This window comes from Micromonospora sp. DT47 (assembly GCF_049844475.1).
Taxonomy (GTDB): Bacteria; Actinomycetota; Actinomycetes; order Mycobacteriales; family Micromonosporaceae; genus Micromonospora.
Window position 1 is genome coordinate 1 of the sequence record NZ_JBNCLC010000048.1, and the last position, 12,204, is coordinate 12,204.

At 66.4% G+C, this 12,204-nt stretch carries 10 protein-coding genes and 4 pseudogenes; 10 read left to right on the plus strand and 4 right to left on the minus strand.

Features of this window, described 5'->3' with window-relative positions:
• Window positions 1–528: 528 nt before the first annotated feature.
• Both ACLQ2U_RS31745 and ACLQ2U_RS31750 read right to left on the minus strand, forming a co-directional pair.
• Window positions 529–1,233 carry a DUF4396 domain-containing protein gene (locus ACLQ2U_RS31745; protein WP_425754577.1) on the minus strand — a complete coding sequence of 235 codons (705 nt, stop codon included), beginning with the start codon at window positions 1,231–1,233 and terminating at the stop codon, window positions 529–531.
• Between the two features lie 815 nt (window positions 1,234–2,048).
• Window positions 2,049–3,818, minus strand: coding sequence for a glycoside hydrolase family 15 protein (locus ACLQ2U_RS31750; RefSeq protein ID WP_425754578.1), 1,770 nt, complete (start codon window positions 3,816–3,818; stop codon window positions 2,049–2,051).
• Between the two features lie 433 nt (window positions 3,819–4,251).
• Here ACLQ2U_RS31750 and ACLQ2U_RS31755 point away from each other — a divergent pair, with 433 nt between their 5' ends.
• The 7 genes and pseudogenes from ACLQ2U_RS31755 to ACLQ2U_RS31785 all read left to right on the plus strand — a co-directional run.
• Window positions 4,252–4,809, plus strand: coding sequence for a TetR/AcrR family transcriptional regulator (locus ACLQ2U_RS31755; RefSeq protein ID WP_425754579.1), 558 nt, complete (start codon window positions 4,252–4,254; stop codon window positions 4,807–4,809).
• A pseudogene (locus ACLQ2U_RS31760) lies at window positions 4,806–5,018 on the plus strand (DUF6069 family protein); the annotation flags it as partial. The gene ACLQ2U_RS31755 and the pseudogene ACLQ2U_RS31760, both read left to right, overlap by 4 nt.
• 28 nt (window positions 5,019–5,046) lie before the next feature.
• A pseudogene (locus tag ACLQ2U_RS31765) lies at window positions 5,047–5,181 on the plus strand (DUF6069 family protein); the annotation flags it as partial.
• A 43-nt stretch (window positions 5,182–5,224) separates the two neighbouring features.
• Complete coding sequence (locus tag ACLQ2U_RS31770; RefSeq protein WP_425754580.1) at window positions 5,225–5,356, plus strand: hypothetical protein; 132 nt, start codon at window positions 5,225–5,227, stop codon at window positions 5,354–5,356.
• 38 nt (window positions 5,357–5,394) lie between these two features.
• A pseudogene (locus ACLQ2U_RS31775) lies at window positions 5,395–6,540 on the plus strand (IS3 family transposase).
• Between the two features lie 92 nt (window positions 6,541–6,632).
• A complete protein-coding gene (locus ACLQ2U_RS31780) occupies window positions 6,633–6,848 on the plus strand; it encodes a hypothetical protein (RefSeq protein ID WP_425754581.1) in 216 nt (71 codons plus the stop codon).
• Between the two features lie 185 nt (window positions 6,849–7,033).
• A pseudogene (locus tag ACLQ2U_RS31785) lies at window positions 7,034–7,174 on the plus strand (IS5/IS1182 family transposase); the annotation flags it as partial.
• 120 nt (window positions 7,175–7,294) lie between these two features.
• Here the strand turns inward: ACLQ2U_RS31785 and ACLQ2U_RS31790 are convergent.
• Together ACLQ2U_RS31790 and ACLQ2U_RS31795 are read right to left on the minus strand one after the other, a co-directional pair.
• Window positions 7,295–8,452: a D-alanyl-D-alanine carboxypeptidase family protein gene (locus ACLQ2U_RS31790; RefSeq protein WP_425754582.1), complete on the minus strand. Its 1,158-nt coding sequence runs from the start codon at window positions 8,450–8,452 to the stop codon at window positions 7,295–7,297.
• Between the two features lie 295 nt (window positions 8,453–8,747).
• Window positions 8,748–9,422: an integrase core domain-containing protein gene (locus tag ACLQ2U_RS31795; RefSeq protein WP_425754585.1), complete on the minus strand. Its 675-nt coding sequence runs from the start codon at window positions 9,420–9,422 to the stop codon at window positions 8,748–8,750.
• Here ACLQ2U_RS31795 and ACLQ2U_RS31800 point away from each other — a divergent pair.
• From ACLQ2U_RS31800 to ACLQ2U_RS31810, 3 genes are all read left to right on the plus strand, one after another.
• A complete protein-coding gene (locus ACLQ2U_RS31800; RefSeq protein ID WP_425754586.1) occupies window positions 9,306–10,001 on the plus strand; it encodes a hypothetical protein in 696 nt (231 codons plus the stop codon). The genes ACLQ2U_RS31795 and ACLQ2U_RS31800 overlap by 117 nt on opposite strands.
• 383 nt (window positions 10,002–10,384) lie before the next feature.
• Complete coding sequence (locus ACLQ2U_RS31805; protein ID WP_425754583.1) at window positions 10,385–11,131, plus strand: SDR family NAD(P)-dependent oxidoreductase; 747 nt, start codon at window positions 10,385–10,387, stop codon at window positions 11,129–11,131.
• Between the two features lie 267 nt (window positions 11,132–11,398).
• Window positions 11,399–11,926, plus strand: coding sequence for a hypothetical protein (locus ACLQ2U_RS31810; RefSeq protein ID WP_425754584.1), 528 nt, complete (start codon window positions 11,399–11,401; stop codon window positions 11,924–11,926).
• Window positions 11,927–12,204 lie beyond the last annotated feature (278 nt).

Here is a 12,204-nt window from a genome sequence, read left to right on the forward strand (position 1 = left end):
GGCAGGAAGGTCAGGGGATGTTGAGCCTTTCTCTGCTGGGGCAGTTCCTGTTGAAGGACACGGTGCTCCTCGGTGCCGCTCTCCTGACAGCTGCCGAGTCGCTGCGCGCCGCCCGCCCTCGATGATCCCCGGCAGGGCGCTCGGGGACAACAGATCCACTGGCACGGATGGGTCCCCTGACCTCAAGATCCGGACCGTGCGGGAACCGCCGTGCGGACTTGCGGTCCGTGCCGTGCCAGATCCGCGCCAGGACGGCTGGTGATCGACGGACAAGGACGGGAGTAGCGGGGAGTGGCTGACTTCCCAGCCCGTTGAAGACCTTTGCAGGTCGTCCGTTTTTGTGAGACCGCCCCTGGCGGTGTCGGAGTCGGCACAGCAGCGGAGTACAGCAACCCGCCGGACTGCAACGAGCCGTACAGCACCTGGCGGTGCTGGTTGACGTCGTACGCGATCTCAAGCATCTGGTCTGCCGCGAGCTGGGGTCAAATGGCCCGCGCATCGACGCCAACGGTGTCGGCGCGTTGCTACCTACTGGGGCGTGCCCCGCGGTTCCACTTTGACGCCGCGATGGATCAGCCACGAGGTTGCCGGCAAAGCGGCAAAGAAGCCGATGATCAACCCGATCTGGACAATGAGCCAAAACACCGGATTGCTAGGCTTCGGGGCCTCCGGGAAAACAAGATGATGCACCAGCGTCAGCCAAATAAGTAGGGCGAACTCGAAGACGGACACGGTCAGCAGGTCGGTTCTGGCAAAGGTCCTTATTGCAGTCCACACTCTTCGGCCACCTGTGTGAGCCTCAGCAGAATAGCGGAATAAGACGCCTACAAACACTGCGCCTACATAGTCGCCGATATATTCGTGCCACAACGTGTGGCCGCCTATCTCGCTGCCAACGCCGAAGATAGTCACCGTAGCAATAATGGTACCTAGGGTGCAGTGGGTACTACAGTGACAGGTTGCGATTACAACAGCAGCCCGTCGCGACCTCTTGGGCGGGTTGCCGTGCCGCTCCCTCCACCGGGGAGACTGGGGTTTACCCCACTTATTGTAAGTCGCGATGGCTGCTGGGCCGAAGTAGAGGGCGGTGACCGGCCAGATTAACTCCATGACCTTAACTGGCTGACGATATCCACCAACCAAGTCGTCAACAACGACAACGACGGCACTGACTAACCCCACAAAGAGTGTAGCCCACGAGAGCATCAGTAGCCATGTTGGTTGCATGATCATCTCCTTTCACCCCACGCACTCGATGAAATGCCGGTGGCGGCGGATGTGACAAGCTCGGGCCACCATGTGAGGAAAGCGACCCAAGATACCCACCCAAGTGTTTCAGATACCATCCGATTGTTAGCGGAAAAGTGCGTGCCTGCACTCGTGATTGCTGGATGAACGCAACCTGCCATACCGTGGCAGCCCCTCTTCGTTCACGGAAGATCGCGAGCCGCCACAATTTCCAAGATCGAAACGGTGATCAACGTAGCGGTGCTACCCGCTTGCCAACAACGAAGTACAGCAACCGCCGCGACCGAGCCGGACGATGAGCCATCGCTGCACTGCTTCTCGCCTCACACAAGATCGTATGCGGCCGCACTGCCGATGGTCCTGAGGTTGAGGCGAGCCGGGGACCGGAGGCGTGCCAGATCCGTGCCAGTTCGACAGGTGATCTCGGGGGATTGGCGGGGACTGGCGGGGAAAGTGGTGGACTCGCCGCCGGTCAGCGCCGGGCCAGGTCAGGCAAATTCGAGAGATCCCCCTGTCAGTGTGGGGGTCAGGGGTTCGAGTGCCCTCGGCTCTACCAGAAATAGGATCTGGTCGTATAGCTTTCGCGAAGGATTCAGTGCCAGAGCGCCCGTTTCGGCATCCTGCCCACCGTTCCTCCGCGTGGAGGGGTCCGCTGGCCGCGCGGGAACACTACCGGAGTGTCGGTCACGTTCCATGTAGATCCACGAAGTGCTTCCTGGCCTGGGCGCCGCGCCAGCCGGTGAAGCCCTCCGATCCCCGGATGCCGCTCACCTGAACGTCAGTGGCGTAATCCGGAGGGGTCACGTGGTATTGGTGAGCAGCCAAGCGGCGTCGATCAGGGCGATGTGCGACAACGCCTGGGGAAAGTTGCCCAGCTGCTCGCCCGTCCGCGGGTCGATCTGCTCGGCGAAGAGGCCCAGATCACTGGCCCGTCCGGCGAGGCCTTCGAACATCGCGATGGCCCGTTCACCCTCGCCAACGAGGGCCAGGCACTGCACCAGCCAGAAGGAAGCCAGGAGGAAACCCGCCGGATCGCCGGGCCAGCGCCGCACCAGGCCATCGCTGGACAGTCGCTTTTCAATGAGGTCGATCGTGGCGCGCATCCGCTCGTCGGTCGCGGGGAGGAAGCCAACCAGCGGCATGATCAGCACGCAGGCGTCGAGCTCGCCCGAGCCGAACGCCCCGGTGTAGGCGCCGACCTCGGCGCGCCAGCCCTGTTGCAGGACCGCTGCGCGGACCTCGTCTCGGGCCGATGCCCACCGGGCAAGATCCTCGGGACTGCCCAGCGCGGTGCCGAACCGCACCGCCCGGTCAAGTGCCACCCAGCACAGCACCTTCGACGACACGTGGTGCCGTTCGACGTCCCGCGCCTCCCACATCCCGGCGTCCGGCTGGCTCCAATCCCTGGCGGCCGTGTCGGCCAGCGCCGCCAGTAGCTGACGGACGTCAGCCGGCAGCGGATCCAACTGGTTCCGCAGCGTCCAGGCCGCATCGAGGACCTCGCCGGGCACGTCCAGTTGACGCTGTCGCCAAGCGTCGTTGCCAACCCATACCGGTCCGCTGCCGCCGTATCCGCGCAGGGTCTCCAGCTTGCGTTCGGTCAGATCGCGTCCGCCCTCGACGTCGTACATGATCGGAATGGGTTGGTTGCCCGGCTGGCCGACAGCTTGGGCGACCCGGGTGAACAGCCGGACCGCGTCGTAACGGCAGGCCGCCACCTTCAACGCGCGCAGGGTCAGGGCGAAGTCGCGCACCCATGTATATCGATAGTCGTAGTTGCGGTCCGAGCCCAGCTTTTCGGGCAGCGACGTGGTCGCCGCGGCAACGACCGCCCCGCTCGGCTGATAGGTCAGGCCCTGCACCACCAACGCACTGCGCCGGACAATCTCCGGGTACCGACCCGGGTAATTATGCGCCCGACTCCACGATTCCCAAGCTTCGATCGTATCGGCGAGCGCCGCGCCAACGTCCATCATCGGCGGCTGCCCCCCGCCGTACGTCGGGGTGTAGGCCAGCGCGAACGTCTCCCGTTGCCCTTCACCGACGGTGAACTGCGCTGACGCGCCACCGTCGCGGCACTCCAGGGGAACGCTGGCACTCATCGTCAACGTCGTCGAACCGGCCGTGACCGCCACGCCGCCGTCGTGCTGCGCAAGATACGCGATCACCCGACCGTACTCGAACCGTGGGGCGAACGACATGACGACCGGGACCCTGCCGGACAGTCCTTCCACCATCCGTAGCAGGACCCGGGGCGACCGCAGCCCAATGTCGTGCACCCGAGCACCGGGTTCCAGGGCCAGCGCGTCGGTCAAGGCGACCGTGCCCTGCCGCGTGGTGAAGACCGTACGCAGGACCAGGGTGTCACCCAGGTAGGAACGGTCGGCGTCGAACTGGTCGCCCGGCCGCACGAACCAGTGTCCGCCGTCGTCATCGAGCAGCCGGGCGAACACCGAAGGCCCGTCGAACCTGGCAGGGCACCACCAATCCACCGACCCGTCGCGACTGACGAGCGCCGCGGTCAGGCCGTCGGCGAGAAACCCGTGCTCACCGATCCGCTCATTGCTCACCGAACGACCCGCGACTGCGGACAGATCCCGACCGGCCCTTCCGCAGGACCCCTGCACCGACCGAACATGATCACCCCAAAGGCGCTCGCGTTCCCTCTCAGCACTGGGCGACTACCCCTGGCCCCCGGTTCTAACCCCCGAACTAATCGGTGAACGGGCTCAGCGTCGGGCCCCCCGCAGTGAGCCCTTTGCATGATGAAGGTGCAGGTCGCGATCGGCACAGAGTGCCGTTGTTGTAGATCGACGTGTGTTTCATCCGAGCCTCGGTCCCGGTGGGCAGCGGACGGTCAACCGGCTCCGCGGTAGATCGGCGCCTCGCCCTGGAAGGCGTCAGACGACTACGGCATGCAGGACGGTTCGGGCAACGCGCGAGCAGTGATCAGGGCCAGCCCGGCGGAGAGCGCCGGGAATGAGTACGGAACACCGACGAGAGATGATCGTGGCCGCGGCGCCGCCCCTGCTGGTCGAGCACGGGTCCGCCGTCACCACCCTGCAAATCGCCAAGGCGGCCGGGATCGGCGAGGCCACGATCTTTCGTGCCTTCGCTGACAAGGACGAACTGTTGGACGCCTGCGTGGCCGCCGCTCTGCGTAACGACCATGTTCTGGCCGAACTCGACGCCGTGCCGCTGGATCAGCCCTTGGCCGCCAGGCTGACCGAGGCAGCAGCTTCCCTGCACGCCTACCTCGACCGGCTGGGCGCGGTGATCGGCGCCGTGCACGCCAGCGGTCGCGGTGGGCGTGGCGAGCCGGGTGATCGCAGTGTGACCGGCGACCGGGCAACAGCGACCGAGCGCACCCATCGAGCCGTGATTCGCCTCCTGGAACCCGACCGGGCCTCGCTGCGACTACCGCCCGAACAACTCGCCGTCATCTTCCTCGGCATTCTCTTCGGCCGGCGGGGAGCGCCCGGCGGCGCTGAGACCCCGACCGAGACGCTGGTCGACGTGTTCCTGCACGGCGTGGTCGACACCGCGGCAGGTGCCCGATGAGCCCTATCCACCGCATCCGAGCGGTGATCGGTGCCGTTGGCGTGGCCGCGGCCCTCTGGACAGTTGCGGTCCCGCTGCTCGGACACCGGCTCACCGTCACCGGTGGACCACCCGGCCGGGAAACACTGGAGATCGGCCTTGCCCCAGTCGTGATCATCGCGCTGGCCGCCGCCGTGGCCGGCTGGGCGCTGCTCGCACTCCTGGAGCGGCTGCTGCCCCGATCCGCCCCACCGCGTCTGGACGATCACGGCGATCGCGGTTCTGCTCGTGCCCTTCGCGTCACTTCTGGCACCCGGCATGGATGCCGCGACCCGGATCACCCTCGGCGCCTTGCACGTCGCGGTCGCCACCGTCCTGATCCCGGCCATGACCCGAACCGCCGCCCTCCGGCCCTCACTACCGCGGGAGGCAACGAATGACCATCATCCTAAACCACCCGATCGTGCCCGCAGTCGACAACGAGAAAGCCGCCACGTTCTTCGCCGGCATCATGGGACTGACCTACTCCGGCAACGTCGGGACTGCACCCGGTTCGGTTGACTCCTGACCTGTGAGGATGTGTTCCTCGCTGGAAGGATGTCTGCCATGCCGAAAGCGTTCCCGCCGGAGTTCCGCCGTGACGTGGTCGCGGTCGCCCGTAAGGGTGAGGCGCCGCTGTCGCAGATCGCGAAGGACTTCGGGATCTCCGAGTCGTGTCTGCACCGCTGGCTGAAGATCGCCGACGTCGACGACGGGGTCCGCCCCGGCACGACCAGCAGCGAGTCCGCCGAGTTGCGTGAACTGCGCAAGCGGAACAAGCTGCTGGAGCAGGAGAACGAGATCCTGCGCCGGGCGGCGGCGTTCTTCGCCAGGGAGATCGCCCCAAAATGATGTACCCGCTGGTCCTCGACCTGGCCGCGGACGGGATCCCCGTCGCGGTGACCTGCCGGGTCCTGGGCTTCACCCCGCAGGCGTTCCACGCCTGGCGCAAGAATCCTGTCTCGCAGCGGGACTGGGACGACGCGCATCTGATCAACGCCGCCCTGGTCATCCACCGCGACGATCCGGCGTTCGGGTACCGGTTCATCGCCGACGAACTGCCAGCGCACGGCATCGCCGCCGGCGCGAACCGGGTGGCCAGGCTGTGCAAGGTGCAGAGCATCTGGTCGGTGTTCGCCAAGAAACGGGCCCTGACCCGCCGGGCCGGACCGCCGGTGCACGACGACCACGTGAAGAAGGTCTTCACCGCCGACGTCCCGAATTCGGTGTGGCTGACCGACATCACTGAGCACCCCACCGCCGAGGGCAAGCTCTACCTCTGCGCGATCAAGGACGTGTACTCCGGCAGAATCGTCGGCTACTCCATCGACATCCGCATGAAAGCGTCTCTGGCCGTCTCCGCGCTGCGAAACGCGATCCGGCTGCGGGACCCGGCCGGGACGGTGGTGCACTCGGATCGGGGTAGCCAGTTCCGGTCCCGGAAGTTCGTGAAAGCGCTACGCCGCAACGGTTTGATCGGATCGATGGGCCGGGTCGGCGCCTGCGGCGACAATCGCGGCGATGGAGTCGTTCTTCGCCCTGCTGCAAAAGAACGTCCTGGACCGGCAACGCTGGACAACCCGCCAGGAACTGCGCCTGGCGATCGTGACCTGGATCGAACGGACCTACCACCGCCGACGACGGCAAAGACGCCTCGGACGGCTCACTCCCATCGAGTTTGAGACAATCAACAGGCACGCACACGCGGCCTGAACCACTCAACCCCGCGAGTCAACCAAACCCGGGGCAGTCCCGTCCACCACTTCGCCCCGGTGCGCGTCAACCACCAACTCACCCTCGACTTCATGACCGTGGAAAACCCGGTCGGACTGCACCTGGCGTTCGACGTCGACCCGGCAACGTTCGACCAGGTCCTTGCTCGCCTGCAAGCCGCCGGCATTCCCTACGGCAGCGAACCCGACGAACCCGACAACGGCCGTATCGACCACCCACTGTGCGCCCGCGGCCTCTACTTCATCGACGAGGCACGCAACCTCTACGAACTCATGTCACCGGCGTAACCCACACCCACCGAACTCGGGATGTCGTCCAACCACGGCGCCCCGTTCGTTCTCCACCAAATGAGCCAAACCATCGTGATCATGCTGCTCGCGGTGTGCGCGAGCGGTCCGGGGATCGATGAGGGCGAGGCTCCAGGTAAGACAGCGGTCGACCAAGATCCGATGCCCCGACCGGCAGCCTCGCCGTGCTGCCTTACCCCGCCAGCATCCCGCTGTCGACCCGAACCCTGAATCACCTCGCCGATCGCATCCGCGCCCACCGCCACCAGCATCGATCTCGATGGCGGCGCCTCGATGCCGGCCGGAAAGCCCTGCTGGCCCTCGCCCGTGACGGGAAGGTCGTTCGTGGTCCAGATGGGGTCGTAGAGGGCGACAACCACGCCCATGGACGTGGCCAGGGGGCGACACAAGATATCGGACAGTCCCGGATGCGAGGTCTCAACTCCCTACTGTTGGCTGGTTTCTCGGCGCGCACCTGTATGCCGTCGCCGGGGAGTCGACACGACCAGGACGAGTGCGACGGCCACGCCGAGGCCGAGGCCGGTCACCAACCACAACGATGAGGACTTCTTCTCTTTCTCGGGTGTTACCAGGGTGCCAACGGACGCGTCGGGAGAGAGAGCGAAGCCCCAGTCGAGCAGGGCGATCGCCTCGCCCAGGCTCCCCAGTGGTGCGGTTTCCGCTCCGAGCAGGGTCACCGTGAGCCGTCGGCCGTCGCGTTCGGCCACGCCGACGTACGTCTGCCGGGCGAGTGAGGTGAAGCCGGTCTTCCCGCCCAGCATCCCCGGGTAGCGGTCCAGCAGGGTGTTGTCGTTGATGAGCTCGATAGCCGGCTTTCCCGGCTGTGCCGGTACCTCGGCCACCCTGGTTTGCATGTATCGCCGGAAGTCCTCCCGCGCGAACGTGGCCCGCGCGATCAGCGCCAAGTCGTACGCGCTGGTGTACTGACCTGGGCCATCCAGGCCCGACGGCGTCGCGGCGTGGGTCTGGTTCGCCCGCAGCCGGCGCGCTTCGTCGTTCATCGCGTCAACTCCGCCCTGCCTGCCTTTCTCGCCGCCGCCGACGCGGGCCAGCACGTTGGCCGCATCGTTGCCCGATTTCATGAGAAGCCCCAGCCACAGGTTCTCGATGGAGTACCGGCCACCATCGAGCACGCCCATCAAGGAACTGGCCGGGTCGAGATCGGCGAGGTCCTCCCGTTTCACCTCGACGACCTGCTTCGGGTCGAGGCGGGGCATCAGCGCCGCCGCGAGGAGCAGCTTCTGCACGCTAGCGGGCGTTCGGCGCTCGTGCGGGGCGCAGCCGCCGAGGACCTCACCACTGTTGAGGTCCGCCACCACCCAGGCGGTGGCGGTCACGGCCGGCGCCGACGGCGCACCCTCGTGGATCGCCAGTTCTGACGTCGCCAGCGCGTCGCCCCCGACTTTGCGGTGGGCGGGGTCGACCGGTGGTGGGGGCGGTGTGGCGGGTGGGGGCACCGGCGGCTGTGCTTTCGGGCACGGCACGGACGGCGCAGCGGTCGCCGGTGTCGGTGGCGCGGCCGCCACAACGGGCACGGCCACCATGGCACTCAACGTCGCGGCAGCAACGCGGAAAGTAGTCATGTTGAAGGACGGTAATAGTCAACGAGGTGGGCGCGGTTGGGTTAGGCAAAGAATGCCGCGATAACGGCCCTTGCTGTCCTCACAGCCGGGGAACGTTCCTTTGACCAGCTCGTGCCACGCACCCCTTGGTCCCGGGTGATCCGGGTGGCGGATCATGGGCGGTGATAGGTGCCGTTGGCGCCGCAGCGGGCCACGCCGGCGAACCCGACTCGATGAGCGCCAGGAGGCGTAGGTCCCGGACACAGACGAGGCCGACCTACCCCGTGGATCGAATCACCCAGGCGGCGCAACCGGGTCATGGACGGGATGCGGTACGCCTCTTACCCATTCGGACCAAACCGGAACGGACGGAAACGGTCGGTCCATTCCCGCCATCGCGCAATCCACGGGAATGTAGCCCATAAAGGGGTTTCTGAATCTCCAGAAATTGCGCGAATATTTGGGCGCCGTGGAGAGAATGTGGCGGGGAAGCCACGGAACGGGGGACACTATGGAGCTGAGGCGGCGGTTGAGGCAGTTGTCGCTGACCACCGCGGCCACACCGTTGGTGCTCGCCGGGTGCACCGCCGACCGCATCCCGGGCGCCCGGACGGCTGAGGGACCGGCGGGGCTGCCGGAACTGACGGTGACGCCTGCGGACCGGGCTCGGGACGTGCCGATCACCGCCGAGGTCGGTACCCGCGTCACCGGTGGTCGGATCAGCGCCGTGCGGATCACGGACGACAAGGGCATAGAGGTCAAGCCGGAGCCCCGCATGGACGCTTCGGCCGGGGTCCCGAGCACCAGCCTGCAGGGCCTGATGCGGGCGCCGGCCGTTGTAGTGCAGAGCGTATTCGCCGAGCGATCGGCGTAGATGCCGTTCGCCGAAGGTGAGTATGCGGTCGGTGAGCTCGGTGCGGGCGGTGGCGACGAACCGTTCGGCGTAGGCGTTCGCGCGCGGGCTCTGTGGTGGGATCTTGCAGATGCTGATGCCGGCGTCGGTGAACACGGTGTCGAAGGCGGCGCTGAACTGCCCTGCCCGGTCTCGGATCAGGACTGTGAACTGGTCGGCGCGGTCACCGAGGTCCATAAGCAGGTTCCTGGCCTGCTGGGTGGTCCACGGCCCGTCCCGATGTACGGTGACGCCGACGATGTGCACGTAGCGGGTGCCGACCTCGAGGACGAAGAACACGTACAAGCGCTGCAGCGTGAGCGCGCAGTCCACATGGAAGAAGTCGCAGGCGAGCATCGTGGCAGCCTGCGTGCGCAGGAATCGCCGCCATGTGGTGCGGTCACGGCGTACCGGCGCTGGTGGTATCCCCAGCTGTTTGAGGATCTGGCGGATGGTGGAGGCGCCGACGCGGTGTCCGAGGCCGAGCAGTTCGCCTTGGATTCTCTGGTAGCCCCAGCTGGGATTGTCCCGGGCCGTCCGCTCGACCAGACAGGCGATGGTTGGGTCGATTGGCGGGCGACCGGGCCGGTTCGGGTAGGTCCAGTGGTGGGCCACGAGCCGTCGATGCCAGGACAGGACGGTGGCCAGGGTGACGAGCCGATGACCGCGTTCTCGTGACGCAGGACCAGGATCTCGAGATCTTTGGCAGCGTTGGTCCGGGCGATGAGGGCAAGCCAGCCAGCGATGCGGCAGAACATGAGGTGGAGCAGTCGCAGCAACACGAATTTCGATCATGCCGGACGGTCGCTGGCGGGCACCAGGTCCGGCCAGGTCAACGAGGGTGACGGGATTCTGGAACCCCACAGGTTGCCTCTCGTGTGGCAGTTCGCGCCCCTGCTGGTAGCTGGTACGGCAAAATCTTCCTTATGGCCGTATAAGCCTGCCTAATCGCCCAAACGGGTCTGTCGGCTGTTCCGTCCCTTGCACCAACCGGTCAGGGCGTGCCGCACGGACCTTCTCGACCGAAGTCGATGTTCGCGTAACAGGACGGTGAGCAGATCATGACGTCAGGACTCTCGGGTACCAAGGCTTTGGTGACCGGTGGAACCAGTGGCATCGGGAAGGCCGCGGCTACCGAGTTGGCCCGGCTTGGTGCGCACGTGGTCTTGTCCGGTCGGGACGAGAACCGGGGCAACGACGTGGTGCAGGAAATTCGTTCGGCCGGGGGTCAGGCCTGGTTCGTGGCTACCGATCTTCACGACGAGGCCGCCGCGCGCTCGCTGGCCGTTCGGGGCAAGGAGCAGCTCGGGCAGGTGGATGTGCTGATCAACAGCGCTGGCATCTTCCCGTTCGGTCCTACCGAGCAGACCAGCGAGGAGACGTTCGACTCGGTGTACGCCCTCAATGTCAAGGCGCCATACTTCCTGGTCGCGGAGCTCGCACCCGACATGGCCAAGCGCGGCCGGGGCGCGATCGTCAATGTGACCACGATGGTCGCCGAGTTCGGCGCTGCGGGGATGGCTTTGTACGGGTCGAGCAAGGCCGCGATGGTGTTGCTGACGAAGTCCTGGGCTGCCGAGTACGGGCCCAGTGGCGTACGGGTCAACGCGGTCGGCCCCGGACCGACCCGTACCGAGGGCACCGCGTCCATGGGCGACGCGCTCGACCAACTGGCCAAGGGCGGACCGGCCGGACGGCCCGGCTCTGCTGAGGAAATCGCCGCCGCAATCACCTTCCTGGCCAGCGACCGGGCGAGCTTCATCCACGGCGCGGTCCTGCCGGTCGACGGGGGACGCACAGCCGTCTGAGTGATTTCCAACCGTCCGGTCTGCTCCGCGACGCCGCATCGCGGGGCGGACCGGGCCGGTCGACAGGCGCGACATCGGTACGGGGCGCGGGCATAGTCGCTGTTTGACCGCGACATGCAGGACAGGTCCCGGCTGGAACTCGCCCCACCGTCGGGGTCGGCACTCTGGCTGCTCAAGCTGCCGTTTCCCTAGGACGTCCTCCATGGCGGACCCCGCCCGACCTTCTGATCCGTAGAGGGCGCGGCCCTGGAGCAGTCGATCGAGCGCGTGCTCGGCATCCCGATTGTCGGCAACGCCAGGAACGATGTCACCGAGGTGTGGCGTCTGGCCGAGAGGCAGTTGGCCGAGCAGTACGCCGCCCACGATGAAACTCGACGCATGGGATTGTCGCTCAACGAGGCCCAGGACGTGCGCGCCCGCTTACCGGAGGCCCACGACGAGGTCGCGGGGCGCATCGAGGCCGCCAAGGAGAGGGTCGCCGAGCTGGAGACCCTGCTGCGCGAGCAGCAGAAAGCCGAGCGTCTGTTGGGTAATCTCGATCGGCTCCGTACGCAGGAATCCGACCTAGAGCTGCGCGAACAAGAGGCCGCGGACGCTGTCCAGGATTGGGACGCTTTCAACGAGCGGTTCTGCATGAAGGCAGGTCCGGCGATGATCACCTGTGCTGTCTCGTCGGTTCGTAGCCCGCGCATCGGTCTCAGCCGCGGTCCAGGACGCGTCGGTACTTCACTGCTCAAGCCTGCCTCGATCATGCCAACGCTCAACGCAACTGTGAGTCTCGGTTTGCGGCTCTGAGATTGTGGAGCCGTTCTCCCGGGGGCCGCGGTCTGACCCGCAACGCAACTGGCTCAGTCGATGCCTTCGCGCCGATCTGTCGGCTGTCGGTTCCGGGAGTACAAGCTGTCGCCGGACCGGTGGGCGTGTCCCGATAGGGGCCTTGCTGCAACAAGGGCACCATCACAGTTCTGACCGCCCTGCCGGCCCGGCGATGGCCATCCCCTCTTGGTCAGGATGGTGTGAGACACCGCGTGTGAGTGCGGGGTGCTGACCGAGGGCGGGATCGGAGATCCTGG